Genomic DNA, 24,769 nt, shown 5'->3' with positions numbered 1-24,769 from the left:
GCCCTGCTCAAACCTCCACCACTTAAAGACAAAATCGCAACTCTGAGTTCACAAGAACCTTACACTGCGCCACTATTTTCGCTATGGTTATGCGTAAGCATTGCCGCCAACACCTCGCGGCAATATAATGAGAATTATTATCATTACATATGATTTATAGGAGTGAGAGTATGGCTGTAACTAAGCTGGTTCTGGTACGTCACGGTGAAAGTCAATGGAACAAAGAGAACCGTTTCACCGGCTGGTATGATGTTGACCTGTCTGAAAAAGGCGTAAGCGAAGCAAAAGCAGCGGGTAAACTGCTAAAAGAAGAAGGTTTCAGCTTTGATTTTGCCTACACTTCCGTACTGAAACGCGCTATCCATACGCTGTGGAACGTACTGGATGAACTGGATCAGGCGTGGCTGCCGGTGGAAAAATCCTGGAAACTCAATGAACGTCACTATGGCGCGTTGCAGGGGCTGAATAAAGCGGAAACGGCCGAAAAATATGGTGACGAGCAGGTTAAACAGTGGCGCCGCGGTTTTGCCGTGACGCCGCCGGAACTGACCAAAGATGATGAGCGTTATCCGGGTCACGATCCACGTTATGCCAAACTGAGCGAGAAAGAGCTGCCGTTGACCGAAAGTCTGGCGCTGACCATCGACCGCGTTATTCCTTACTGGAACGACACCATCCTGCCGCGTATGAAGAGCGGTGAGCGCGTGATCATCGCCGCTCACGGTAACTCATTGCGTGCGCTGGTGAAATACCTGGATAACATGAGTGAAGATGAGATTCTTGAGTTAAACATCCCGACCGGCGTGCCGCTGGTGTATGAGTTCGACGAAAACTTCAAGCCGATCAAACATTACTATCTGGGCAACGCTGACGAGATCGCTGCGAAAGCGGCTGCCGTGGCGAATCAGGGTAAAGCGAAGTAATCACCTTTGCCGGATGGCGGTATAACTGCCTTATCCGGCCTACGAGCAATGGGTAGGCCGGATAAGCGCAGCGCCATCAGGCAATACGTCTTAAACAGCGATCACGCCGTCCAGCACCACCTGCAATTTACCCTGCGAACAGCGCTCCACGCGTCCTCGTACCCGGTACACTTCAGCCAGACGCTCCGCAGTAATCACCGTCTCCGGCGCGCCGCTGGCGACCAGCCTGCCGTCTTTTAGCATCAGGACATGGTCACCATGACGCAGTGCAACATTAATGTCATGCGCCACGACTATCGTTACCCTATTTTGCGCCTGGGTATCCCGACGCACGAGATCCATTACGTGAAACTGATAGTTTAAATCCAGCGCGCTGAGCGGCTCATCCAGCAACAGAAGTTCAGGGCGACGAATCAGCGATTGCGCCAGACCCACTAACTGCCGCTGACCGCCGGAAAGCTGGTCGAGATACTGCAACGCCAGATGCGTTATGCCCAATTGCTCAAGGATAGCCAGTATCTGCGCTCTGCCCTGCGCATTGTCTCTGCCGCCTGATGCCCGCAGTACCACGATAATCGACTCCAGTACATGCAGATGTACGCCCTGCGGTAATGACTGCGGCAAAAACACAACTTTCTGCGCCCGCTCGGCAAACGATAACGACATGAGATCTTCGCCATCAAGCAGCGCCTCGCCGTCGGCGTTATTCAGCCCGGCCAGCGAACGTAGTAACGTCGATTTACCACAGCCGTTCGGCCCCAGCAAAATGGTAATTTTCCCGCGCGGCAGTAAGGGAACGTTGAGATCTGCAATAACCGGCTGAGTGGAATAGCCGGCGCTAAATGAGCGGAGCATTAACCCGCGCATCAGAGACTCCCCCGATGTCGCAATACAATGCTTAAAAAGAACGGAACCCCGACCAGCGAGGTGACAATCCCCACCGGCACCATGACGCCCGGAATACTATTTTTCGCCGCAATAGAGGCCAGCGATAACACCAGCCCGCCTATCAGCACGCTGCCCGGAAGGTAGAAACGGTGATCTTCCCCCAAAAGTATTCGCGCAATGTGCGGCGCAACGAGACCAATAAAACCAATCGGCCCGACGAAAGCTACCGCCAGCGCTGATAACAAGCTGATACGCAACAATGACAGCAGGCGTAAACGGCGGACATGAACCCCAAAGCTCATCGCCCTCTCTTCGCCCAGACGTAATGCCGTGAGTTGCCAGGCGCTTCGTAACGCGCAAAAAAGCACAGCAATAAACACCACGGCCAGTACGCCCAATTTTTCCCACGACGCACGGACCAGGCTCCCCATCGTCCAGAATACCAGCCCCTGCAGCGTATCTTCATCAGCCACAAACTGCATAATGGCGACCAACGCGTTAAAGGTGAATACCAGCGCAATACCGAACAACACCACTCCGGATGCGGCGACGCCTGTCCAACGGGTAATACCGTCCAGGAGTAACGCGGATAAAAGCGCAAAGATGAACGCATTGGCCGGGATAAACCAGGCGGCAGGAATACCGGGAATACCGATCCCCAACACAATCGCCAGCGCAGCGCCAAAAGCCGCCGCGGACGATACGCCGAGGGTAAACGGCGTCGCCAGCGGATTATTTAAAATGGTTTGCATTTCGGCGCCCGCTAACCCTAACGCCATGCCTACCAGCAGCGCCATCAGGGCATAGGGTAAACGAATATCCCAGACAATAACGTGTATGCCCGCATTCACCTTTTCCGGTTGAAAAAGCGCCTGCCATAGCGCACTGAGCGGTAAACCCGAAGACCCACAGGTTACATCCACCATCAGTGAAGCCATCATCGCCAACGCAATAGCTAACATGAGCACAGCCCGTTTGCGTATGATCTGGCGATAGCGCGGAATGACGGGCGTGGAAGCGAGAGCGGGGGCTAAAAGTGATTTGTCCTGACAGGTCATGGCTCGGGCTACGTTATTAATCAGAGGAGAATTATAGCGCCGAATTATTTCGTTATATATTTATTTATATTTCGATTGATGACACGGTGGCCCATCTCACCGGTTTCCAATAAACATCCTCCGGCATAGCCCTGTCTCTTGATCAGATCTCCTGATCAAGACACAGGGCCTGGCTGGGGGTTTTCCATAGACAAAAAAAGCGTGGAGCCATCCACGCTTGAGGCTGCTGACAACGTGTAACCAGGTGGCAATGTTCCAACCACGGACCTACAAAAAGTACGTAATCTGTTGATATTCTCGTTTCGTAAGTCAGGCAAAGCGCTAACTGCCTCTCGCAGAAATACCAACACAACAGATAATTGTCAGCAGTCCTCATTTTTCAGTCAGCAAATATCGGTCCGGCAGGGAATTTCGCCAGAAACCCGGTGACGGCCAGCAGCGACCACAGCCCGGGCCACTCAATCTGGCGCTCTCGCAGTTCATCATCCAGCGTCATAAGCGCAAACTCACCTTTATCGCCCAGCACGCCGCCCTGCCAGAGCAGCCGCTGCGCCTGCTGCCGCGCCCAGGGGGAATCGCTCTTCCAGGCCAGCAGGTGCAGCAGAGCCTGCTGCAGGCAGACACCGTGAGAATGTTGATCCCGCAACAGCCGCCGGTAAACCGGCAGCGATATGCTGCGCACGGTATAAAAACCGCTGCGGGTTTCGCTGTCAACATCTGCCATGCCAGCACAGAACTGACTGGCCAGGTCACATAAACGATTGTGCGTCAGCGGCTGGCGCAGGGCATCCAGACGACCTGCTGCGGCACACAGCAGCCCGCTCCTTTGCCGTTCTTGTGGCAGCGAATCAGGCAAAACCGCTACCGTTTCAGCCGCCCCGGCCTGCGCATGCTGTACGCCCGCGTCATAACAACGGACAAAGAAATCATGGCTGCCACGGACGATTGACGGGTGCGCCAGCAGATTCAGCGCCGGGTGCAGTTGTTCAAGCTCGTCCAGCGACGCCAGCGTGTAATTGACAACCACATCTTTTATCGATGCCCGGCCTTCAGGACGAAATGCTATGGTTTCATTCATCAAAGTCTCCTTATGGGACATTCCCGGAGGCGATGCTGCGCATCTGTCCGGGCTACAGATCCATACAATCCGGTAGCCCGGACAGGCGCAACGCGCCGCCTCCGGGAAAGGAACAGATTTACATCGCCAGCACGTACTTCAGCATCACCCCGGCGGCTATCGCCGAGCCAATCACCCCCGCCACGTTCGGGCCCATCGCGTGCATCAGCAGGAAGTTCTGTGCGTCCGACTCCAGCCCCACTTTGTTCGATACGCGTGCCGCCATCGGCACCGCCGACACCCCCGCCGAACCGATAAGCGGGTTGATTTTGTTTTTACTGCACAGGTTCAGCAGCTTCGCCATCAGCACCCCGGCCGCCGTCCCGATACCGAACGCAATCACACCCAGCAGCAGAATGCCCAGCGTCTGCGGCTGCAGGAACTTGTCCGCCACCAGCTTCGCGCCCACCGACAGCCCGAGGAAAATGGTCACGATATTAATCAGCCCGTTCTGCACCGTGTCGCTCAGACGCTCCACCACGCCGCTTTCGCGCATCAGATTGCCAAAGCAGAACATCCCCAGCAGCGGCGCGGCGTCCGGCAGCAGCAGCGCCACCAGCATGAGCAGCACCACCGGAAAGAGGATTTTTTCCCGCTTACTCACCGTGCGCAGCTGCACCATGCGGATTTTGCGCTCTTTCTCGCTGGTCAGCGCGCGCATAATCGGCGGCTGGATCAGCGGCACCAGCGCCATATACGAGTACGCCGCCACCGCGATGGCCCCCAGCAGCTCCGGTGCCAGCTTGCCCGACAGGTAAATCGCCGTCGGGCCGTCCGCGCCGCCGATAATGCCGATGGCCGCCGCCTGCGGCAGGGTGAAGGAAATCAGGCCGAAGTAGTTCAGCGTCAGCGCCCCCAGCACCGTGGCGAAGATGCCGAACTGCGCCGCCGCCCCCAGCAGCAGGGTGCGCGGGTTGGCCAGCAGCGGGCCGAAGTCGGTCATCGCGCCGACGCCCATGAAGATGACCAGCGGCGCGACACCGGAGCCAATCGCCACTTTATAGAACAGCGCCAGCACCCCCGGCGTGTAGCCCATGTCCACCGCCAGGTTCTCCATCTGGCTCTGCACCGACGGCAGCGCCAGCGCTAATGCCTCTTTAATGGCGTGCACGTCCGGCGCGCAGTTAAGCTTCGCGGCAATCACCGCCAGCTGCCCGGCGTCGTGATGCGCCAGCAGGCTTTCCAGCGCGGTCAGCGCCATGCCCGCTTCCGGGATGTTGGAGAGCAGACCGCCGAAGCCAATCGGCAGCAGCAGTAACGGCTCGAACTTCTTCGCTATCGCCAGCCACAGCAGCAGCAGGCTGACCAGCAGCATGATGGCCTGGCCTGCGCCAAGGTGCATCAGCCCCATGCCCTGAAGCAGGGCGTTCAGACTTTCCATTTCCGCTCCTCGTCCTTACGCCAGCGTCATCAGGGTGTCGCCGACGGAGACCGCGTCCCCGGACTTCACCGCGATACCGCGTACCGTCCCGGCCTGCGCGGCGCGGATTTCGGTTTCCATCTTCATGGCTTCCAGAATCAGCAGCACATCGCCTTCGGCCACGCTCTGGCCTTCAGTGGCAATCACCTTCCAGATGTTGCCCGCCAGCGGCGCGGTGACCGGGGTGCCGGCGCCTGCCGGAGCGGCAGCCTGAACCGGTGCGGAAGAGGCCGCCGGAACAGCCGTAGTAAGCTGGCTGATATCGCCGCCGTCGCTGACCTTCACCACAAAGGCTTTGCCTTCCACTTCCACGGTATAGACGCCGGAGGCGGCAGGCTTCTCTGCTTTTGCCACCGGCTGAGCGGCTTCCGCCTGCGGCAGTGGCTCAAACGCCGCCGGGTTGTGGCGGTTTTCGAGGAATTTGAGGCCGATTTGCGGGAACAGCGCCACGGTGAGCACGTCGTCGATGGCGTTTCCCGCCAGAGTGATGCCCTTCTCCTGCGCCTGGCGCCTGACGTCCGCTTCCAGTTCAGCCAGCTCCGGCTTCAGCAGGTCTGCCGGGCGGCAGGTCACCGGGGCAGCCCCTTCCAGCACGCGGGCCTGCAGTGCCGCGTTCACCGGCACCGGCGTGTGGCCGTACTCGCCCTTCAGTATCCCGGCGGTTTCCTTCGCGATGGTCTTGTAGCGCTCGCCGGTCAGGACGTTGAGCACCGCCTGGGTGCCGACAATCTGTGAGGTGGGGGTCACCAGCGGGATAAAGCCGAGGTCCTCGCGCACGCGGGGGATTTCCGCCAGCACCTGGTCCAGCCTGTCCGCCGCGTTCTGCTGCTTCAGCTGGCTTTCCAGGTTGGTGAGCATTCCGCCCGGCACCTGGGCCACCAGAATACGGCTGTCGTAGCCCTTCAGCTGGCCTTCAAAGGCATGGTATTTTTTGCGCACCTCGCGGAAGTACGCGGCGATATTTTCCAGCTTCAGGATATCCAGCCCGGTGTCATGCTCAGTACCTGCCAACGTCGCCACCAGCGCTTCGGTGGCCGGGTGGCCGTAGGTGGCGCTCATGGACGAAATCGCCGTGTCGACGCCGTCAACGCCCGCCTCGATGGCCTTCAGCAGGGCCATCTCCGCCATCCCGGTGGTGGCATGACAGTGCAGGTGCAGGCGCACCTCAAAACGTTTTTTGATTTCGCTGACCAGCTCATACGCCGCCATCGGTGTAAGAATGCCGGACATATCCTTGATGGCAATCGAGTCAACGCCGGTTTCCAGCAGTTGCTCCGTTAAATCCAGCCAGATCTGCAGCGTGTGCGCCGGGCTGGTGGTATAGCTCAGTGTGCCCTGGGCGTGCGCGCCGTGGCTGCGCACCGCCTGCAGTGCGGCTTTCATATTGCGCGGGTCGTTCATGGCGTCGAAGACGCGGAACACGTCCATGCCGTTTTTCACCGCGCGTTCGACGAAGCGCTCCACCACGTCATCGGCGTAGTGGCGGTAGCCGAGCAGGTTCTGGCCGCGCAGCAGCATCTGCAGCGGGGTCTTCGGCATGGCCTTTTTCAGCTCGCGCAGGCGGACCCACGGGTCTTCGCCGAGAAAGCGGATGCAGGCGTCAAAGGTGGCGCCGCCCCAGCACTCCAGCGAGCCGTAGCCCACGTCGTCGAGCTGAGCGGCAATCGGCAGCATATCGTCAAGACGCAGGCGGGTGGCGAACAGAGACTGGTGGGCGTCGCGCAGGACAACATCGGTAATGGCAATGGTCATGGATTCCTCCGTAAATTAAGGGTTAAGGCGGCGATGGTGGTGGATAGCGGCGGCAATCACCGGCTTGAGGCGGGCAAAGTCGTCAGCGGGCGCGGCGGCGGCAGGTGCCGCCTTCGGCACCGGAGCCGGTTCAGGGAAGAAACGGTTGACGGCGGCGGACATGCCGCGGATGGCGAAAATCAGCAGGAACAGAAACGCCAGCACGAACCCCATGCCGAGGAACATCAGAGTGAAGCCTTCACCTAATAGCACCGAACTATTCATAATAAAGTCTCAAATTTAATAATCTAAAATAGAAAAGTAATATCAGGCATTAATAGAAGGGATAAAATATCGGTAGTAAAATCATACTAACGATAAAACAAACCAAACTAATCGCCAGTCCGGGTTTTAAAAAATCTTTAAATTTAACATTCCCCGGGCCAATAATCATTGAGTTTGCTGGAATAGCCATTGGGGTACAAACAGCAACACTACTCGCAATAAAAACAGCAATAACAACTGCACGAGGGTCTGCGCCAATAGACTGTGCGATAGTCCATCCTACCGGGCATAACAACGTACATGCTGCAGTGTTACTCATAACTTGAGTCAAAGCCCATGTAAGTATCCACAATGATGCCATAATAATCATAACGCCAGAATCTCCGGTTACTGAAATAACGGCATTAGCAATCATTTCTCCAGCACCAGTAGAATTAAGCGCGGCTCCTAAAGGCATCATAAACGCAAGCATGAAAACAGTTAGTGTTTCAAAAGAATTAAAAGTTTCCTTTTGTGTCAAAACGCCAGCAAATACAAGAACAATAGCCGCACAACACGCAATAATATGCATTGGAGGCAGAAACTTAATATAATCAGTTGCCACCATCCCAGCGATAGACAGAATAAAAACGGCTAAAGTTAAATTTCTATGCCAGGCCGGAATTTGGCTATAATCCATTTGAGAATCAGATTGTGTATTTCCATCACGATCTGCGATGAGTTTTGAACCGAAGAAATAGAGAAATATAGAGCATGCAATCAGCAAAGGAATACCAATTTTAGCGTATTCGAAAAATGGCACCGACAGACTTCCCTTACTAAAAGTTTCAATAGTATTTTTAGCAATCAGATTTCCTGGCGAACCGATAATAGAAATATCAGCACCGATTGTTGCCCCAAAAACCAGAGGCATAAGAAGTTTAATAGGCTTAATCTGACTACTGGCGGCAATACCTAAAACAATAGGAATTAGCACAGCAACTGTTCCGCTATTAGAAACAAAGGCAGACATAACTCCACCAATAAGAAAAATCAATACACTAAGGCTTCTTTCTGTTTTAGCATATTTTAGTAAAATTTTACTTGATTGCCATGCCAAACCTGTTTTAAAAAATGCCGCACCGAGTACACACATGGCGACGATAAGAATAACATTCGCATTTACGATTGAAGCAAAAATATCCTTAGCATCGATAACACCGGTAAAATAAAGTGCCATTGGGACCATAAATGCAACTAATCCCATAGGAAGACGATCGCTAACAAAGATAATTATTGCAACCACTAAAACCAACAAAGTAATAATCGCTGGTGACATGTATACGTCCTTATATTATTAGGGTACAAAAACAACTCATTACAGTCATGAATACAACTGCAACAAGCATAAATCACATGTTATACTAAAATTACATCTAATTAATTTCTATTGAGAAAGAATACACTCACATAAATAACAACACTTACCCGACAAAGGCATAACATATTCTTACTGCTTTTGTTTCTGTTTAATCAAATAATTTCCTCTTAAAATCTGTCTGTGTATAATGCTACTTATATAAATGAAACTCATCCAATGCTAATAAGGTTGCAGCTTATGCAATATCGGCATCACCTCGAACTAACATGGCTCGAAGACTGTCTGGCTCTAAAAGAAACGTTGAATTTCTCAAAAGCGTCTGCCTCAAGATATGTGACTCAACCCGCATTTAGTCGTCGGATACAATCTCTCGAAGAATGGGTGGGTACGCCCCTTTTTGAAAGAAGTAAACGGGGAGTCACCCTTACCAAGGCCGGAGAAGTATTTACAGACCAGCTTCCCGAACTGATCCACTCCTTGTACACATTGAAAAGTGATACCCTTGAGGCCGCAGGTAATAAACAACCTAGTCTTGTTTTTTCAGCAACGCATGCTTTGTCTTTCTCTTTTGTACCGCATTTGTTAAAACAGAGTGATAAAATTGCAAAATTTGGTTCATTTCGTCTTTTATCTGACTCATTGAATGCGTGCGAAAAAATGATGCGGCAGGGAGATTCACAATTTTTGCTGTGTCACCATCACCCACATATGCATCTAAATTTAAATAAAAATAACTTTATGAGCATTCGTCTTGGGTTTGATACATTAATTCCATTCAGTAAACCAGACTCAGAAACGTTAAAACCGTTGTGGAATATAAATAATAAGATTCAATTCCCTTACCTTTCTTTTTCATCACAATCAGGTCTGGGAAGAATAATAGCAAATACAGCTTCTATTAACAGAATTACCCATAATATAAATGTTGCCTTTGTGGCCGATCTGGCAGCAACACTATTGGCAATGGTCAGATCTGGCGATGGTGTTGCCTGGATACCTCAAAGCCTTGCCAGGCAAGATATAGAGGCTAAAACTATTGTTACTGCAGCGGAAAAAGAAAGCAATTTATGGGTACCCATAGAAATAAGACTTTATAGACCAGCCAAGAGAATGCCTCCAGATGCCGAAGAGCTATGGGAAATTTTTGTTGAAGAACAAATATAATTATTTAATTGTAAAATGTTCTTTAATATAATCCTCAATGAATTTAATTAACGCTCTGGTTGCATATGATAAATATTTATCTTTCTTCCAGGCCAAACCAATCGTAACATAAGTCGGCTCAGTCATGGCCTTGGTTATTACTTTTTCGGCTTTAAGATCGACAGCGTCCAAAATGAAAGAAATTCCTTCATTTTTAGCAACCAGATCTATGTTGGTTTGAATCCTGTTTGATGATAGAAAAATATGTGTATGAATTCCTCGCTTTGTACATTCTTCAATAATCGTTTTTCTATGCCAGGAATCTTTTTTCATTAGTATCAATGGCTCATATTGTAGATCTTCCCAATCGATACTATCCTTTTTTGCCAGAGGATGTTTATCTGACATACATACCACGTGCTGCTGAGTCATTAATGGTACCGTAACTAATTCTTTTGGACAGTCATTAATAATAACAATAGCAAGATCCAGCTCTCCAGCAGAAAGTTTATCATGTAAACCAAAAGTCCCCTCTTCAACAAGAGAGAGTTCCATCTCTGGATAAATCTCTCGGAAATGCTTGAAGAGCGGTGAAAAAAGAAACAAACTTATCATCGGTGGGATCCCCAAAGTTACTATGCCACCATTTTCATTACGATAATCTTTCATTTCCGCTACGCTATTTTTTAACGCAATAAGGATAGGTTCAATTTTTTGTAAGAAAAACATGCCCTCCTCAGTAAGGACAAGTTTATTTTTCTTTCTATCAAATAATGTCACCCCTAATTCAGTCTCTAACTTCTTAATAGCAATAGTGATATTAGGTTGAGAAACAAAATGCCGCTCAGCAACTCTGGTTAAGTTACCTAACAAAGAAGCGCTTACAAAATATTCTAATTGTCTAATTTCCATCTATTTTCCACTACTATAAATAAAATTTATCATTTAATAAAAATAACATATTTCCTTCCTACAATGAATACGAATATCATGAAAATGTGATCAATGGATAAAACAATGCAACATAGCACTGGAGGGAGTATGAGTCGTATATTAAATACAGAAATTATCATTCCGGTTATCGAAAAACTTGTAAAAAAAGCTTGTTATGAACTGGATGATAATCTCATGTGTTCTTTTCGTAAAGCATATGATAAAGAAGAGTCAAAGATCGGCAAGGAAACCATTAAGATATTAATTGATAATGGAGAGTATGCAAAAAAAGAACAACTTGCATGCTGCCATGATACCGGTACTTGTATCGTTATAATGGAAATTGGACAACATGTATGCTGGGAAGGTAAGCCGCTTAAAGATCAGGTGAACCAGGGTGTTCGCCAGGGCTATGAAAATGGATACTTAAGAAAATCCATGGTTGCAGATCCATTAGAACGTATTAATACTAATGATAATACTCCTGCAATTTTACATACTGAAATTGTTGATGGTGACCGAGTGACAATTACCGTTATGCCAAAGGGCGGCGGTAGCGAAAATATGGGAACTTTTAAAACATTGCTTCCCGGCGATGGTATTGATGGTATAAAAGATTTTGTTCTGGAAACTGTCCGTCGTGTAGGAGGCAATCCATGCCCTCCTTATATTATTGGTATCGGCGTTGGCGGTACAATGGATCACTGTTCGTGGATGGCTAAGAAAGCATTATTACGCCCTCTTGGTGAGTTCAATGCTAAACCACTTTATGCCCAGCTCGAAGCTGAATTATTAGAGGCCGTGAATAATACAGGGATCGGCCCTTTAGGTATGGGCGGGCGTATTACGGCGTTAGGCGTGCATGTCGATTACTATCCTTGCCATATCACTGCACTGCCAGTCGCAATCAATTTCCAATGTAATGCAAGCCGCCACGCTAGTGAAATCATTTAATACCTGGAGAAGCTATGATGGAATTAACATTACCATTGACTAAAGAGAAAGCGAAAACTCTTAAGGTCGGCGATATATTATTTCTCACTGGATTTGCTTACACCTGCCGTGACGCCGCGCATAAAAAAATCGAAGTAGCGCTTAGTAACGGAGAAAAATCACCAGTCGATTTTCAAAACCAAACGATTTACTATGCTGGCCCCTGCCCTGCCAGACCTGGTTTACCTATTGGCTCCAACGGTCCTACAACGGCCGCGCGTATGGACCCATTTGTAGAAATGATGTTTCAACAAGGGGCAACTGCGTTTCTTGGCAAAGGCGATCGTGCTGATTATGTCGCTGAGCTTTGTAAAAAATACGGTGGGGTTTCGCTACTCGGGATTGGAGGAGCGTCTGCAATTAATACAAAACATGTTAAATCAGTAGAAATTGTTGCCTACGAAGAATTAGGAACAGAATCCATTAAGAAGTTATATTTTGACCGCTATAGAGTCATTGTAGGAATTGATTCGGAAGGAAATACTCTCCAGAAGCAGGAAGTACCTAAGTACGCCAAAGAATAATACATTAATATTGGCAATATCGGTCCGGTAGGCTGTTACCGGACCGATATGTTTTCTATCCTGCACTTCACCACAGGATAGAAACTAAACTTAGCCGCGACGGGCTTTTACCGCTGCCGACAACTGACGAAGCAGCGCATCGGTATCTTCCCAGCCAATACAGGCGTCAGTAATGCTTTTACCGTAGGTCAGCGGCTGACCGCTTTCCAGACTCTGGTTTCCTTCCACCAGATGACTCTCTACCATCACGCCAATAATCGCTTTTTCACCGCCTGCTATCTGCTGACAGACATCGGCGCAAACCTCCATCTGCTTTTGAAATTGCTTACAGGAGTTGGCATGGCTGAAATCGATCATGACCTGCGGCGTCAGTCCCGCTTTGATGAGGCCTTCTTTCACCTCAGCAACATGTTGCGCGCTATAGTTTGGCGCTTTACCGCCGCGCAGAATGATATGGCAGTCGCCGTTGCCGCTGGTATTCACAATCGCCGAATGACCCCATTTAGTGACGGAGAGGAAGCAATGCGGCGCGCCGGCGGCGTTGATGGCGTCAATGGCGACTTTAATCGTGCCATCAGTACCATTTTTAAAACCGACCGGACAAGAGAGGCCAGACGCCAGTTCGCGATGAACCTGGGATTCAGTAGTCCGCGCGCCAATGGCGCCCCAGCTCATCAGATCGGCCAGATATTGCGGCGTGATCATATCGAGGAATTCGCCGGCGGCAGGCAGGCCGCTGTCGTTAATATCCAGCAGCAGTTTGCGCGCAATACGCAGACCGTCGTTAATCTGGAAGCTGTTATCCATATGCGGATCGTTAATCAGCCCTTTCCAGCCGACGGTGGTACGCGGTTTCTCAAAATAGACACGCATGACAATTTCAAGCTCGCCTTGAAGCTCATCACGTAGCGCCAGCAAACGGGCGGCATACTCTTTCGCCGCTGCCGGATCATGAATTGAACAAGGACCGATCACCACCAGCAGACGATCGTCATTGCCTTTGAGAATTTTATGGATGGCTTTGCGCGCGTGAGCAACGGTATTCGCTGCATTTTCCGTAGCGGGAAACTTTTCCAGCAGCGCGACCGGAGGTAATAACTCGTTGATTTCTTTAATGCGTAAATCGTCGTTCTGATAATTCATGTTTATTCCAGTGTTGCCGTACTTATCCCAATGAATGCAATCCCTCCAATCTATCTCTTCAATTAAATAGTGTAAACGGGCTTTTACACTTTGAACGGAATAATCCTGGAATTCAGGAAAAAAACGCACAAATGTAGCGAAAAATGGGATCTAACCTACACTTTTTAACTGTAACCACTCTGTTTATGAATTATTGCAAGATTCTCTGCTGCGTTAACCCGCGGCGGCGAACGTTTTTTATCCCTTATTTGAGGATTTGACTGACACGTGCACTGTTGGAAGAGGTTATCCGACATATCCACCATAACAGGAGCATCTTATGAAAATGACAAAACTGACTACGCTTTTACTCACCGCTACCCTCGGCCTTGCCAGCGGCGCAGCGTTAGCTGCTGAATCTAACGCGCAATCCAGTAATGGCCAGGCGAACTCGGCGGCAAATGCCGGTCAGGTTGCCCCGGACGCCCGCCAGAATGTAGCGCCGAATGATGTGAATAACAACGACATCAATACCAACGGCAATACTAACAGCACGATGCAGCATCCAGACGGTTCAACCATGAATCATGACGGAATGACCAAGGATGAAGAGCATAAAAATACCATGTGTAAAGACGGTCGCTGCCCGGATATTAATAAAAAAGTGGAAACCGGTAATGGCGTCAATAATGACGTGAATACCAAAACCGACGGTACCACACAGTAATGCAGAAAAAAGTCTGATAACGGGAGAGCTTTCGCTCTCCTTTTTATTTTGTCAGCGAAAAATCAGTATGATGTCTACAGTATTGATGAGAATAACAAAGGAATGACGTTATGGCGCACTCACACTCTCATGCCGATTCACACCTGCCGAAAGATAATAATGCTCGTCGCCTGCTTTTCGCCTTTATCGTCACTGCCGGATTTATGCTCCTTGAGGTGGTGGGCGGGATACTCTCCGGCTCTCTGGCGTTGTTGGCGGATGCGGGACATATGCTCACCGACGCGGCGGCCCTTCTCTTTGCGCTGCTGGCGGTTCAATTTTCCCGTCGTCCCCCGACTGTTCGCCACACTTTTGGCTGGCTAAGACTCACCACACTGGCGGCTTTTGTGAATGCCATTGCGTTGGTGGTCATTACCCTTCTCATTGTCTGGGAAGCGATAGAGCGCTTTTACACGCCACGTCCGGTGGCGGGCAATCTGATGATGGTGATTGCGGTCGCGGGTCTGCTGGCGAACCTGTTTGCGTTCTGGATTCTCCATCGGGGAAGCGATGAAAAAAACCTGAACGTGCGCGCTGCCGCGCTACATGTGATGGGCGATTTGCTGGGTTCCGTCGGCGCAATAATCGCCGCGCTGATCATTATCTGGACGGGCTGGACGCCAGCGGACCCGATTCTCTCTATTCTGGTTTCGGTACTGGTGCTACGCAGCGCCTGGCGTTTGTTAAAAGATAGCGTCAACGAATTGCTGGAAGGCGCGCCGGTTTCGCTGGATATTAATGCCTTACAGCGCCATTTAAGCCGGGAAATCCCCGAAGTCCGCAACGTACACCATGTGCATGTCTGGATGGTCGGCGAAAAACCGATCATGACATTGCACGCTCAGGTCATTCCGCCACACGACCATGATGCGCTGCTGGAACGTATCCAGGATTTCCTGATGCACGAATACCATATTGCGCACGCCACGATTCAGATGGAATATCAAGTGTGTCACGGCCCGGACTGTCATCTGAATCAGACGCCATCCGGGCATGTTCATCACCATTAACGGGAAAGCGCGCGCGATCCTCGCTCCCGCGCGCTGTTTATCCACAGGCGGCTACCGTTCACGGCGATAAATGTCAGGATCAGATATTCCAGCGACATCGCATAGACGCCCTGCAAAGCAAAAATCACCACACTGATCACGTTGATTACCACCCACAGGAGCCAGTTTTCGACATATTTGCGTGTCATCAGAATCATCGCCGCGATAGACAGCACCATCATGCAAGAGTCCCAGAACGGGAAAGCGTCCGGTTGCAGTACAGGCATTGTCACCTGTAACCCCAGCATCTGCATAATGGCGACGGCCACGCGCGTCAGGACGGCGAATACGGGATCGATATATCGCGTCATCAAACCGATAACTATCACACATATCGCCAGCCATGCCATTGCTTTTGGCAACGGCAGCCAGCGGATTTTAAGCTCGGCTTGATTATCCTTTGTTTGCCGCGACCACGCATACCAGCCATAAATATTGGCGGCAAAGAAAAAGAGTTGCAGCAACAGGCTGGCATAAAGCTGGATCTGAAAGAAAATAATCGCAAACAGGGTGACGTTAACCAGTCCAAAAAAGTAGTTGCTGATCTTCTCCAGACTGGCAAGCCAAATACAGAGCAGGCCGGCGATGGTTCCTACCGCTTCGATCCACGAGAGATCGTACCCGCCAGCGCCAATCGGAATATGAATCAGTATATTGTGCGTACTAAAAAAATCCATTCTCTCCCCCAAAGATTTCCGTCTTTACGCCCGAAGTGTAGCCGCAAAATCCAGCATCCGGTTGAGCGGCAGTAATGCGCCTTCGCGTAGCGCCGCATCAACCTGTATTTCATGCGCCGCGCCTCCCTGCTCCAGCCCTTCAGCAATGGCTTTCAGGCCATTCATCGCCATCCACGGACAGTGCGCGCAGCTACGGCAGGTCGCCCCCTCGCCAGCCGTGGGCGCTTCAAGCAGCTCTTTTTCAGGCACCGCCTGCTGCATTTTGTAGAAGATGCCGCGATCGGTCGCCACAATAAGCTGTCTGTGCGGCAGCGTTTTTGCCGCCTTAATAAGCTGACTGGTGGAGCCCACCGCATCGGCCATCTCGACAATGGACTGCGGCGATTCAGGGTGAACCAGAAGAGCGGCATCGGGATAGATTTTTTTTAAACGGGTCAACGCCTGGGTTTTAAACTCGTCATGCACGATACACGCCCCTTGCCAACACAGTACATCGGCCCCGGTCTGTTTTTGCACGTAATTCCCCAGGTGTCTGTCCGGCGCCCAGATAATTTTTTCCCCCAAACTATCCAGATGCTCAATCAGTTCTACGGCGATACTGGAGGTCACAACCCAGTCCGCACGCGCTTTAACAGCAGCCGAGGTGTTAGCATAGACCACTACGGTTCTGTCAGGATGCGCATCACAAAAAGCGCTAAATTCGTCTATTGGGCAGCCTAAATCCAGCGAACATTCCGCCACTAGGGTAGGCATAAGAATGGTTTTTTCCGGGCTGAGGATTTTGGCGGTTTCCCCCATAAACCGTACGCCCGCTACCAGTAGCGTGGATGCGGCGTGCTTCGCGCCGAAACGAGCCATTTCCAGCGAGTCGGAAATACAGCCGCCGGTTTCTTCTGCCAACTGTTGAATTTCCGGATCGGTGTAGTAGTGCGCCACCATGACGGCATTGCGCTCTTTGAGCAACCGCTTGATTTTCTCACGATAAAATTGCTTTTCATCGTCGTTCAACGGCGTTGGTTTCGGCGGGAACGGGTAGATTGCGGCTTGTGGGTCAAACATTACGCTCATCGTGGCTTCTCGTTTTACTGACTTAACGAAACAACCGAATGAAAGCGTAATAAACGCCACAATCGGTTAATTTGTTTTATATGCTAAACAAGATAGCTGATTCAATAAGGAAAGTCACAATAATTACGTAGCCCCGTATCTGATGGCGGCGTAACGTCTTATCTGGCCTACGTGAGCGGTGCCGTCTGTAGGCCTGATAAGCGCAGCGCATCAGGCAAGACCCGAACCTGCGACAGGTTCGAATCTTCCATATTGCAGATAGCAAAAAGGCGCCGCCAGCGCCCTCTTTTACATTGGTGGGTCGTGCAGGATGACTCGCTTCGCTCGCCCTTCGGGCCGTCGCCGTAAACGGCTCCGTTGTCTCACTGCGTGAGACCCGGACCTGCGGCAGGTTCGAATCTTCCATATCGCAGATAGCAAAAAAGCGCCTTTAGGGCGCTTTTTTACATTGGTGGGTCGTGCAGGATTCGAACCTGCGACCAATTGATTAAAAGTCAACTGCTCTACCAACTGAGCTAACGACCCCCTGGATAAGGGTTACTGCTTCAATCATTCAGGATGGTGGGTCGTGCAGGATGACTCGGCTTCGCCTCGCCCTTCGGGCCGTTGCTAAAGCAACATTATCCTTCACGTTCTCTACCAGTTACCACCTTGTATATTGGTGGGTCGTGCAGGATTCGAACCTGCGACCAATTGATTAAAAGTCAACTGCTCTACCAACTGAGCTAACGACCCATACGGGTGCTGCCTGAAAGATTTTACTCGGACCATCTAAAGATGGTGGGTCGTGCAGGATGACTCGGCTTCGCCCTGCCCTACGGGCCGTTGCTGACGCAACGTTATCCTTCACGTTCAACATCTGAGTTTGATGTTAAATTGGTGGGTCGTGCAGGATTCGAACCTGCGACCAATTGATTAAAAGTCAACTGCTCTACCAACTGAGCTAACGACCCAAGTGGTGGGTGATGACGGGATCGAACCGCCGACCCCCTCCTTGTAAGGGAGGTGCTCTCCCAGCTGAGCTAATCACCCGATACTACGCTGGATATTACTGACTAACCGAAGTTAGTGGTGGGTTGTGCAGGATGACTCGGCTTTGCCTCGCCCTACGGGCCGTTGCTGACGCAACGTTATCCTTCACGCTTTATTCTCGTTTCCACCGAACGATTGGTGGGTCGTGCAGGATTCGAACCTGCGACCAATTGATTAAAAGTCAACTGCTCTACCAACTGAGCTAACGACCCACTTTTACGTTGCTTTCGAGTTGTTTAATATCCCGTGGCAACGGCGGCATATATTACTGATTTCAGATTTGAGCGCAACAAAAATTTCGACGCAGAGGGCTCAACTGCTTAGGAATCGCACGACGCGACCAGAAAAAAGGCGTTTTCTGGTCGCATGGTACGCATTACATCGCGTTAAGACGCTTTTGCGCCTGTTTCGCGCCATCAGTGCCAGGATATTTGTTAATCACCTGCTGATAAACCGCTTTCGCTTTTGCCGTATCACCTTTGTCCTGCATGATAACGCCAACTTTGTACATCGCGTCCGCAGCCTTCGGCGACTTAGGATAGTTTTTTACTACCGAGGCGAAATAATAGGCGGCATCATCTTTTTTACCCTTGTTGTAATTCAACTGGCCCAGCCAGTAATTGGCGTTCGGCTGATAAGTAGAATCAGGGTATTTCTTGATGAAGTTCTGAAACGCCACAATCGCATCATCCTGGCGAGACTTATCCTGCACCAGCGCAATTGCCGCATTGTAATCGGTATTCGCATCGCCACTTTGTACCGGCGCCCCTGAGGTTGCCGTACCGGCATCCGGGGCGGGGGTCGCAGTGGTTGCCGTCCCGCTCTGGTCGCCAGCCGCTGGCTGCGCTGCGCCGCCATTATTTAAGCTCCCCAGCTGCAGCATAATTTGCTTCTGGCGCTCCATCACCTGATTCAGTTGATACTGATTTTCCTGGATTTGGCCGCGCAAAGAATCGATATCGGACTGATTATCGGAGAGCTGCTGCTGAAGTTGGGTTAAAAGCTGGCTGTGAGCGTTAGAGATACGCTCAAGTTGAGTGACGCGGTCTTCGACCGAGCCTGAGCCGACACTACTGATTGGCGCCTGAGCAAAAGCGGCCCAGGGGGCCGCTATGCCAACCAGTAACGACAGACTCAACAGGTGATGTCTGAAGTTACTGCTCATGCAATTCTCTTAGTAAACCAGTACAGCGCGACGGTTCTTAGCGTAAGCCGCTTCGTCGTGGCCCAGTACGGCAGGTTTTTCTTTACCGTAAGAAACGATGGAGATCTGGTCAGCGGAAACGCCTTTACCCTGCAGATACATCTTAACAGCGTTCGCACGACGCTCACCCAGGGAGATGTTGTACTCCGGAGTACCACGTTCGTCCGCGTGACCTTCTACGGTGACTTTGTAAGACGGGTTGCTACGCAGGAAGTTAGCGTGCGCATCCAGCATTGCCGCGAAGTCAGAACGGATATCGTACTTGTCGAGATCGAAGTAAACGATGTTGTTCTGCTGCAGCTGCTGCATCTGCAGACGCGCTTGCTCTTCAGACGACATATTGCCGCTACCGTTCGAATCCATACCCGTGCCGGCGCCGTTCAGCATGCCGCCTTCGCTACCGTCATTGCTGGCGTTCTTGTTGGAAGAACATGCCGCGATTGCCATAACAGGCAGGGCAATCATCAGGCCCTTCAGCACTTTGTTCAGTTGCATTTCTTTAATTCCTTTAGTAATCAATTAATTATTATCACAGATACGGCGACCAGGCAGGCGATTTCACCTGACCATCAGTTGCCGGAAGACGCGCTTTGAAACGCCCATCTGTAGAAACCAAATTCAGCACAGATCCCATCCCCTGAGAAGAGCTGTAGATTACCATCGTGCCGTTAGGTGCCAGACTTGGCGTTTCATCCAGGAACGTTGACGACAGAACCTGTACGCCACCCGTCACCAGATCTTGTTTGGCAATGTGCTGCTGCCCGTTATTTGAGCTTACCATTACCATAAATTTACCGTCGCTGCTGACATCCGCATCCTGGTTTTGCGAACCTTCCCAGGTAATACGCTGCGCCGCACCGCCGTTAATGTTCATTTTATACACTTGCGGACGTCCAGCCTGGTCAGAGGTAAAGGCCAGAGTCTGGCTGTCCGGGAACCAGGTCGGCTCCGTATTGTTGCTACGCCCGTCCGTTATCTGACGAATCTGGCCGGAGGCGAGATCCATGACGTACAGGTTCAGACTTCCGGTTTTCGATAACGCGAACGCCAGTTTCGTCCCATCCGGCGAGAAGGCCGGCGCGCCGTTGTGACGCGGGAAGGACGCAACCTGACGCACTGCGCCGTTTGCCAGCGTCTGGATAACCAGCGCGGAGCGACCGCTTTCAAATGTCACGTAAGCCAGTTTTGAGCCGTCCGGAGACCACGCCGGAGACATCAACGGCTGCGGAGAACGGTGCACCACAAACTGATTGTAACCATCGTAATCCGACACACGCAGTTCATACGGGAACTGACCGCCATTAGTCTGTACCACATAGGCGATACGAGTACGGAACGCGCCCTTAATGCCCGTCAGTTTTTCAAAGACTTCGTCACTGGCGGTATGACCTGCATAACGCAGCCACTGCTTGTTCACTTTATAAGAGTTTTGCGCCAGTACAGTCCCCGGCGCGCCGCCAGTGTCAACCAGCTGATAAGCAACATTGTAGGAACCGTCCGGATTCGGCGTTACCTGCCCAACGACGACGGCATCAATACCCAGCGCAGACCATGCGGTAGGCTGAACTTCCTGAGCGGTGGCCGGCTGCTGCGGCAGTCGGGACCGGTCTAGCGGATTAAATTTACCGCTATTGCGTAAATCTGCCGCCACGATGCCGCCGATATCTTCAGGCGCAGCGCCCGGCCCGGCCCATTTAAAAGGCACAACGCCAATCGGTCGCGCCGAGTCCACCCCCTGGGTGATCTCGATACGGACTTCTGCGTGCAGCACTGCCGCCCACAGCATCAGAAAACCAAATGCTACTCGTAATGCCTGCTTCATCATATCTCCCATACCTGGGCCTGCGACCCACGATAATTTAGCAGAATGTTAACAAACTCAAATACACAAAACCACCAGGACCAGTAACAACTCAACCGCTCCAACTTCCATAAAGAAAAGTATCTACAGTTTAAAGTCTAGTTTGGCATCCTTTATTTTCTCATAAACAGCCTGGCTTGGCGGTTTAGGAATTTTCGCGGTTTTTGCCGCCATTAACGCCGCCTGACAAAGCGCCGGATCGCCGCCCTCAGACGTAATGCTTTTTAATGAGCCATCCGGCGCCAGGCTAATATGCAAGACACATTGTTTGCCCTGATACAGGCTCGCATCATACAGACGGCTCTGAATGGCGACCTGAATCTGTTTCGCGTAGGCGCTGATATCAGCGCCTGTCGCCCCACCGTTAGCGCCCGATGTACCGCTATCTTTCGATGGCTGGCCATTCCCTTTCGCGCCGCCGCCGGTTTTCGGCGCATTCTTACCCGAGCTGAGATCGCCAAGCAGATCGTCGACGCCTTCTGCGGCGGCCGCTTTTTCGGCAGCCGCTTTCTTCTTAGCGTCCGCCGCTGCTTTCGCCGCCGCGGCATCCGCTTTCTTCTTCGCCTCCGCCGCTGCTTTCGCCGCCTCGGCATCCGCTTTCTTCTTCGCCTCCGCCGCTGCTTTCGCCGCCTCGGCATCCGCTTTCTTCTTAGCGTCCGCCGCTGCTTTCGCCGCTTCGGCCTCCGCTTTCTTCTTCGCCTCCGCCGCTGCTTTCGCCGCTTCGGCTTCCGCTTTCTTCTTCGCGTCCGCTGCCGCTTTTACCGCCTCGGCCTCTGCTTTCTTCTTCGCGTCCGCCGCCGCTTTCGCCGCCTCGGCCTCCGCTTTCTTCTTCGCGTCCGCCGCCGCTTTCGCCGCTTCTTCGGCCTGTTGCTGCTGCTGTTGCGCCAGTTTTGCCGCTTCTTCAGCCTGCTTTTGCTGCTCCTGAGCCGCTAAACGTTCTTTCTCAAGTTGTTTCAACCGCTCCTGTTCGGCAGCCTGCTTCTGCTGCAGCTCCTCTGCTTGCTGCTGTTGCAGCTTTTTACGCTCTTCTTCCGCGCGTCTGGCGCTGGCCTGTTGATCCTGCTGACGGTTGTACTGCTGCACAACGGCGCCAGGATCGACCATCACCGCGTCGATAGCGGAACCACCGCCGCCGCCGGCAGAAGCCTCTATATGCTCATCAAACGAACTCCAGATCAGCACTGCAAATAAGATGATATGCAGCACGGCTGAAATAATTATCGCCCGTTTGAGCTTGTCGTTTTGTTCGGTTGCCTTTGACACTCTCGGTTCCCAAAAAACTGTTCGCCTGTTACTCGCCGTCTTTCAAGCCAACGGGACGCAGACTTCAGATTGGCTGCGTCATTAAGCCAACCGATTTTACGCCCGCGCTGTGTAACAAGTTCAGCGCTTTAATTATTTCATCGTACGGCACCTCTTTCGCGCCGCCGATTAAAAAGACTGTTTTCGGATTAGCCTGCAGATGACGCTTTACTTCTGCGATCACCTGTTCAGACGGCAGTTGATCCATTCGATCTTTATCAACCACTACGCTGTATTGCCCTACTCCGGAAACCTCAATAATGACCGGTGGATCGTCGTTACTACTGACCGCCTGCGACTGATTCGCCTCCGGCAAGTCGACCTCCACGCTCTGGGTAATGATCGGCGCGGTTGCCATAAAGATCAGCAGCAACACCAACAGTACGTCGAGTAGCGGTACAATATTGATTTCGGACTTAAGTTCGCGACGACCTCGTCCACGCGTTCTGGCCATGGCTTACCCCTTGTTGCTTTCGCTTACGGTAAACGCCTGGCGGTGCAGAATCGCGGTGAACTCTTCCATAAAGTTGTCGTAATTCAGTTCCAGCTTGTTCACGCGCTGATTCAGTCGGTTGTAAGCCATAACCGCAGGGATAGCGGCAAACAGACCAATCGCCGTGGCAATCAATGCTTCGGCAATACCCGGCGCAACCATTTGCAGAGTCGCCTGTTTCACCGCGCCCAGGGCGATAAACGCATGCATAATCCCCCATACGGTGCCAAACAGGCCGATATAAGGACTGATAGAGCCTACCGTGCCAAGAAACGGGATATGCGTTTCCAGCGTTTCCAGCTCTCGGTTCATGGAGATGCGCATCGCACGCGACGCCCCCTCTACCACTGCCTCCGGCGCATGGCTGTTGGCGCGATGGAGCCGGACAAACTCTTTGAACCCGCTATAAAAAATTTGTTCCGAGCCCGACAGGCTATCGCGTCTCCCCTGGCTTTCCTGGTACAGACGCGATAGTTCGATTCCGGACCAGAATTTATCTTCAAACGCTTCCGCCTCACGCGCAGCGGCGTTCAGGATACGCGTTCGCTGGATAATGATGGCCCAGGATGCTATTGAAAAACCAATCAAAATCAACATGATAAGTTTAACCAGAAGGCTTGCCTTCAGGAACAAATCAAGGATATTCATGTCAGTCACTGCTTAAACTCCGCGACAATAGACTTAGGAAGCGCACGAGGCTTCATTTTGAGTGGATCAACGCAAACAATCAGAACCTCTGCTTCATTTAGCAGCGTGTTCTCTGCGTTGACAATGCGTTGCGTGAAAACCAAAGCGGTGCCACGCATTGACGTAATTTCTGTTTGAACTTCAAGCATATCGTCGAGCCGCGCAGGCGCATAGTATTCCAGCGTCATCTTGCGCACCACAAAGGCGACCCGCTCCGCCAGCAGCACCTGTTGGCTGAAGTGATGGTGACGCAGCATCTCCGTGCGCGCTCTTTCATAAAAAGCGACATAGCTGGCGTGATAAACCACACCGCCGGCGTCCGTGTCTTCGTAATAAACTCGAATTGGCCATCGAAACATATACTTATTCATCCCTGCAGCCTCTTTGTTGGCGTCATCCGCTTGCCGCCGTAATGCCTCAAGAATGCCGTTGTATATCGCCTTGTATTCACTTTACATCCCGGTAATGCAACAAAAGTAGAGCTTTTAAACGTTGCTACTATACGCGTGGGAATGAGGCTTGGGAATGGGGGGAAGTTAAGGGAGAGTAAAAATATATGGGCTTATGCAAGCCCCTATATTTTTAAGGAGGTTTCTTATTCACAAGAAGAAGAAAATCAGGCCGACGATAAGGACGATATCCGCAAGGAGCGGACAAAAAATCCCTTGCCAGTGTACGGATTCAGGGCGAAAACCCACACCGTGGATTATGCCTGCGCAAACCGCCCACATCAGCAATAATCCGTGCCAGATTTCAAGCGTGCTGGTCCTGGCGGCAAACCGTGACGGGTCCCAGAACATACATCCTGCCAGCACTATCGCCATCACGAAGGAAAGCGCCCTTAAGGGGCGCTTGTCCATTACCGCATAAATATACTTCATCCTCTAAGCTGCCTCTTTGTTGGCTGCGGCTGCTCACCCCAGTCACTTACTGATGTAAGCTCCTGGGGATTCGCAGCCTTGCCGCCGCGATGCAACTTAAATGATTTTGTATATTGCATAGCGACAATATGAATCATTAGCTTTCTTCTTGACCGGTTTTACCCGCTTCAACATGCTCAAGCGCCAGGGCGGTAATGATCCCGAATGCACAGGCAAGAAGCGTTCCCAGAATCCATGCGAAATACCACATTT

General features: G+C 51.4%; 26 protein-coding genes, 5 tRNA genes and 1 other RNA gene. 6 read left to right on the top strand and 26 right to left on the bottom strand.

The annotated features are described in order from the left end of the window. Positions 1-170: 170 nt before the first annotated feature. Complete coding sequence (gene gpmA, locus ABVN36_RS15720; protein ID WP_000301554.1) at positions 171-923, top strand: 2,3-diphosphoglycerate-dependent phosphoglycerate mutase; 753 nt, start codon at positions 171-173, stop codon at positions 921-923. Between the two features lie 90 nt (positions 924-1,013). On the opposite strand, the gene ABVN36_RS15715 is transcribed toward gpmA, so the two are convergent. The 7 genes from ABVN36_RS15715 to ABVN36_RS15685 all read right to left on the bottom strand — a co-directional run bounded on the left by ABVN36_RS15715 (position 1,014) and on the right by ABVN36_RS15685 (position 8,740). Further along, complete coding sequence (locus ABVN36_RS15715; RefSeq protein WP_023138902.1) at positions 1,014-1,790, bottom strand: ABC transporter ATP-binding protein; 777 nt, start codon at positions 1,788-1,790, stop codon at positions 1,014-1,016. Beyond that, positions 1,790-2,869 carry an iron ABC transporter permease gene (locus tag ABVN36_RS15710; protein ID WP_000128329.1) on the bottom strand — a complete coding sequence of 360 codons (1,080 nt, stop codon included), beginning with the start codon at positions 2,867-2,869 and terminating at the stop codon, positions 1,790-1,792. Before ABVN36_RS15710 ends, ABVN36_RS15715 begins: the two co-directional genes overlap by 1 nt. A gap of 379 nt (positions 2,870-3,248) precedes the next feature. Continuing rightward, positions 3,249-3,947, bottom strand: coding sequence for a triphosphoribosyl-dephospho-CoA synthase (locus ABVN36_RS15705; RefSeq protein WP_017441912.1), 699 nt, complete (start codon positions 3,945-3,947; stop codon positions 3,249-3,251). Positions 3,948-4,065: 118 nt separating this feature from the next. Then, a complete protein-coding gene (locus ABVN36_RS15700) occupies positions 4,066-5,367 on the bottom strand; it encodes an oxalacetate decarboxylase subunit beta (RefSeq protein ID WP_023165833.1) in 1,302 nt (433 codons plus the stop codon). A gap of 15 nt (positions 5,368-5,382) precedes the next feature. After that, on the bottom strand, positions 5,383-7,158 hold the full coding sequence (gene oadA, locus ABVN36_RS15695) for a sodium-extruding oxaloacetate decarboxylase subunit alpha (protein ID WP_023138710.1): 1,776 nt from the start codon (positions 7,156-7,158) through the stop codon (positions 5,383-5,385). Between the two features lie 15 nt (positions 7,159-7,173). Further along, a complete protein-coding gene (locus ABVN36_RS15690; RefSeq protein ID WP_033903642.1) occupies positions 7,174-7,422 on the bottom strand; it encodes an oxaloacetate decarboxylase subunit gamma in 249 nt (82 codons plus the stop codon). 49 nt (positions 7,423-7,471) lie between these two features. Next, on the bottom strand, positions 7,472-8,740 hold the full coding sequence (locus ABVN36_RS15685; RefSeq protein ID WP_000074128.1) for an SLC13 family permease: 1,269 nt from the start codon (positions 8,738-8,740) through the stop codon (positions 7,472-7,474). Positions 8,741-8,962: 222 nt separating this feature from the next. Here ABVN36_RS15685 and ABVN36_RS15680 point away from each other — a divergent pair, with 222 nt between their 5' ends. Continuing rightward, a complete protein-coding gene (locus ABVN36_RS15680; protein ID WP_000282119.1) occupies positions 8,963-9,946 on the top strand; it encodes a LysR family transcriptional regulator in 984 nt (327 codons plus the stop codon). Here ABVN36_RS15680 and ABVN36_RS15675 read toward each other — a convergent pair whose 3' ends face one another. Continuing rightward, positions 9,947-10,837: a LysR family transcriptional regulator gene (locus ABVN36_RS15675; protein ID WP_000405924.1), complete on the bottom strand. Its 891-nt coding sequence runs from the start codon at positions 10,835-10,837 to the stop codon at positions 9,947-9,949. 129 nt (positions 10,838-10,966) lie between these two features. Here ABVN36_RS15675 and ABVN36_RS15670 point away from each other — a divergent pair, with 129 nt between their 5' ends. Then, entirely contained in the window at positions 10,967-11,812 is an 846-nt protein-coding gene (locus ABVN36_RS15670) for a fumarate hydratase (protein ID WP_000086831.1), read from the top strand. A 14-nt stretch (positions 11,813-11,826) separates the two neighbouring features. Next, positions 11,827-12,375 carry a FumA C-terminus/TtdB family hydratase beta subunit gene (locus ABVN36_RS15665; protein ID WP_000970375.1) on the top strand — a complete coding sequence of 183 codons (549 nt, stop codon included), beginning with the start codon at positions 11,827-11,829 and terminating at the stop codon, positions 12,373-12,375. A 90-nt stretch (positions 12,376-12,465) separates the two neighbouring features. On the opposite strand, the gene aroG is transcribed toward ABVN36_RS15665, so the two are convergent. Continuing rightward, entirely contained in the window at positions 12,466-13,518 is a 1,053-nt protein-coding gene (gene aroG / locus ABVN36_RS15660) for a 3-deoxy-7-phosphoheptulonate synthase AroG (protein WP_001109233.1), read from the bottom strand. A 319-nt stretch (positions 13,519-13,837) separates the two neighbouring features. Here aroG and ABVN36_RS15655 point away from each other — a divergent pair, with 319 nt between their 5' ends. Further along, the gene (locus ABVN36_RS15655) at positions 13,838-14,224 is read left to right on the top strand and encodes a YbgS-like family protein (protein ID WP_000784380.1); all 387 of its coding nucleotides are present in this window, start codon (positions 13,838-13,840) and stop codon (positions 14,222-14,224) included. Between the two features lie 110 nt (positions 14,225-14,334). Next, complete coding sequence (gene zitB, locus ABVN36_RS15650; protein ID WP_023138712.1) at positions 14,335-15,273, top strand: CDF family zinc transporter ZitB; 939 nt, start codon at positions 14,335-14,337, stop codon at positions 15,271-15,273. On the opposite strand, the gene pnuC is transcribed toward zitB, so the two are convergent. The 17 genes from pnuC to cydX form a co-directional block, all read right to left on the bottom strand. Beyond that, complete coding sequence (pnuC, locus tag ABVN36_RS15645) at positions 15,270-15,989, bottom strand: nicotinamide riboside transporter PnuC (protein WP_000345373.1); 720 nt, start codon at positions 15,987-15,989, stop codon at positions 15,270-15,272. The genes zitB and pnuC overlap by 4 nt on opposite strands. A 24-nt stretch (positions 15,990-16,013) precedes the next feature. Further along, a complete protein-coding gene (nadA, locus tag ABVN36_RS15640; RefSeq protein WP_023138713.1) occupies positions 16,014-17,057 on the bottom strand; it encodes a quinolinate synthase NadA in 1,044 nt (347 codons plus the stop codon). A gap of 294 nt (positions 17,058-17,351) precedes the next feature. Continuing rightward, a non-coding RNA gene (locus ABVN36_RS15635) (RtT sRNA) lies at positions 17,352-17,477 on the bottom strand. A 29-nt stretch (positions 17,478-17,506) separates the two neighbouring features. Further along, positions 17,507-17,582, bottom strand: a tRNA-Lys gene (locus ABVN36_RS15630). Between the two features lie 134 nt (positions 17,583-17,716). After that, a tRNA-Lys gene (locus tag ABVN36_RS15625) sits at positions 17,717-17,792 on the bottom strand. A 142-nt stretch (positions 17,793-17,934) separates the two neighbouring features. After that, positions 17,935-18,010: transfer RNA gene (locus tag ABVN36_RS15620), tRNA-Lys, on the bottom strand. A 3-nt stretch (positions 18,011-18,013) separates the two neighbouring features. Beyond that, positions 18,014-18,089: transfer RNA gene (locus ABVN36_RS15615), tRNA-Val, on the bottom strand. A 136-nt stretch (positions 18,090-18,225) separates the two neighbouring features. Continuing rightward, a tRNA-Lys gene (locus ABVN36_RS15610) sits at positions 18,226-18,301 on the bottom strand. A 164-nt stretch (positions 18,302-18,465) separates the two neighbouring features. After that, positions 18,466-19,254: a cell division protein CpoB gene (gene cpoB / locus ABVN36_RS15605; RefSeq protein WP_000097553.1), complete on the bottom strand. Its 789-nt coding sequence runs from the start codon at positions 19,252-19,254 to the stop codon at positions 18,466-18,468. 9 nt (positions 19,255-19,263) lie between these two features. Then, positions 19,264-19,788, bottom strand: a complete 525-nt coding sequence (pal, locus tag ABVN36_RS15600) for a peptidoglycan-associated lipoprotein Pal (protein ID WP_001176623.1) — start codon at positions 19,786-19,788, stop codon at positions 19,264-19,266. A 34-nt stretch (positions 19,789-19,822) separates the two neighbouring features. Then, the gene (gene tolB / locus ABVN36_RS15595; protein WP_001562341.1) at positions 19,823-21,115 is read right to left on the bottom strand and encodes a Tol-Pal system beta propeller repeat protein TolB; all 1,293 of its coding nucleotides are present in this window, start codon (positions 21,113-21,115) and stop codon (positions 19,823-19,825) included. Between the two features lie 123 nt (positions 21,116-21,238). Then, complete coding sequence (tolA, locus tag ABVN36_RS15590; protein ID WP_050901209.1) at positions 21,239-22,417, bottom strand: cell envelope integrity protein TolA; 1,179 nt, start codon at positions 22,415-22,417, stop codon at positions 21,239-21,241. Between the two features lie 64 nt (positions 22,418-22,481). Next, on the bottom strand, positions 22,482-22,910 hold the full coding sequence (gene tolR, locus ABVN36_RS15585; protein WP_000124676.1) for a colicin uptake protein TolR: 429 nt from the start codon (positions 22,908-22,910) through the stop codon (positions 22,482-22,484). A 3-nt stretch (positions 22,911-22,913) separates the two neighbouring features. Further along, complete coding sequence (gene tolQ, locus ABVN36_RS15580; RefSeq protein ID WP_000131318.1) at positions 22,914-23,606, bottom strand: Tol-Pal system protein TolQ; 693 nt, start codon at positions 23,604-23,606, stop codon at positions 22,914-22,916. After that, entirely contained in the window at positions 23,603-24,007 is a 405-nt protein-coding gene (ybgC, locus tag ABVN36_RS15575) for a tol-pal system-associated acyl-CoA thioesterase (RefSeq protein ID WP_001046240.1), read from the bottom strand. Before ybgC ends, tolQ begins: the two co-directional genes overlap by 4 nt. A gap of 228 nt (positions 24,008-24,235) precedes the next feature. Next, the gene (ybgE, locus tag ABVN36_RS15570) at positions 24,236-24,517 is read right to left on the bottom strand and encodes a cyd operon protein YbgE (RefSeq protein WP_000875305.1); all 282 of its coding nucleotides are present in this window, start codon (positions 24,515-24,517) and stop codon (positions 24,236-24,238) included. Positions 24,518-24,653: 136 nt separating this feature from the next. Then, on the bottom strand, positions 24,654-24,767 hold the full coding sequence (cydX, locus tag ABVN36_RS15565) for a cytochrome bd-I oxidase subunit CydX (protein ID WP_000270278.1): 114 nt from the start codon (positions 24,765-24,767) through the stop codon (positions 24,654-24,656). Between the last annotated feature and the right edge of the window lie 2 nt (positions 24,768-24,769).

The organism is Salmonella sp. SJTUF15581 (genome assembly GCF_043356775.1).
GTDB lineage: Bacteria > Pseudomonadota > Gammaproteobacteria > Enterobacterales > Enterobacteriaceae > Salmonella > Salmonella enterica.
Note: the sequence above shows the minus strand (reverse complement) of the source record. Positions and strands in the feature narration are given on the sequence as shown.

Coding starts and splice junctions, on each gene's coding strand:
- gpmA (WP_000301554.1), top strand. CDS start 171: ATGGCTGTAACTAAGCTGGTTCTGGTACGTCACGGTGAAAGTCAATGG.
- ABVN36_RS15715 (WP_023138902.1), bottom strand. CDS start 1,790: ATGCGCGGGTTAATGCTCCGCTCATTTAGCGCCGGCTATTCCACTCAG.
- ABVN36_RS15710 (WP_000128329.1), bottom strand. CDS start 2,869: ATGACCTGTCAGGACAAATCACTTTTAGCCCCCGCTCTCGCTTCCACG.
- ABVN36_RS15705 (WP_017441912.1), bottom strand. CDS start 3,947: ATGAATGAAACCATAGCATTTCGTCCTGAAGGCCGGGCATCGATAAAA.
- ABVN36_RS15700 (WP_023165833.1), bottom strand. CDS start 5,367: ATGGAAAGTCTGAACGCCCTGCTTCAGGGCATGGGGCTGATGCACCTT.
- oadA (WP_023138710.1), bottom strand. CDS start 7,158: ATGACCATTGCCATTACCGATGTTGTCCTGCGCGACGCCCACCAGTCT.
- ABVN36_RS15690 (WP_033903642.1), bottom strand. CDS start 7,422: ATGAATAGTTCGGTGCTATTAGGTGAAGGCTTCACTCTGATGTTCCTC.
- ABVN36_RS15685 (WP_000074128.1), bottom strand. CDS start 8,740: ATGTCACCAGCGATTATTACTTTGTTGGTTTTAGTGGTTGCAATAATT.
- ABVN36_RS15675 (WP_000405924.1), bottom strand. CDS start 10,837: ATGGAAATTAGACAATTAGAATATTTTGTAAGCGCTTCTTTGTTAGGT.
- ABVN36_RS15670 (WP_000086831.1), top strand. CDS start 10,967: ATGAGTCGTATATTAAATACAGAAATTATCATTCCGGTTATCGAAAAA.
- ABVN36_RS15665 (WP_000970375.1), top strand. CDS start 11,827: ATGATGGAATTAACATTACCATTGACTAAAGAGAAAGCGAAAACTCTT.
- aroG (WP_001109233.1), bottom strand. CDS start 13,518: ATGAATTATCAGAACGACGATTTACGCATTAAAGAAATCAACGAGTTA.
- ABVN36_RS15655 (WP_000784380.1), top strand. CDS start 13,838: ATGAAAATGACAAAACTGACTACGCTTTTACTCACCGCTACCCTCGGC.
- zitB (WP_023138712.1), top strand. CDS start 14,335: ATGGCGCACTCACACTCTCATGCCGATTCACACCTGCCGAAAGATAAT.
- pnuC (WP_000345373.1), bottom strand. CDS start 15,989: ATGGATTTTTTTAGTACGCACAATATACTGATTCATATTCCGATTGGC.
- nadA (WP_023138713.1), bottom strand. CDS start 17,057: ATGAGCGTAATGTTTGACCCACAAGCCGCAATCTACCCGTTCCCGCCG.
- cpoB (WP_000097553.1), bottom strand. CDS start 19,254: ATGAGCAGTAACTTCAGACATCACCTGTTGAGTCTGTCGTTACTGGTT.
- pal (WP_001176623.1), bottom strand. CDS start 19,788: ATGCAACTGAACAAAGTGCTGAAGGGCCTGATGATTGCCCTGCCTGTT.
- tolB (WP_001562341.1), bottom strand. CDS start 21,115: ATGAAGCAGGCATTACGAGTAGCATTTGGTTTTCTGATGCTGTGGGCG.
- tolR (WP_000124676.1), bottom strand. CDS start 22,910: ATGGCCAGAACGCGTGGACGAGGTCGTCGCGAACTTAAGTCCGAAATC.
- ybgC (WP_001046240.1), bottom strand. CDS start 24,007: ATGAATAAGTATATGTTTCGATGGCCAATTCGAGTTTATTACGAAGAC.
- ybgE (WP_000875305.1), bottom strand. CDS start 24,517: ATGAAGTATATTTATGCGGTAATGGACAAGCGCCCCTTAAGGGCGCTT.
- cydX (WP_000270278.1), bottom strand. CDS start 24,767: ATGTGGTATTTCGCATGGATTCTGGGAACGCTTCTTGCCTGTGCATTC.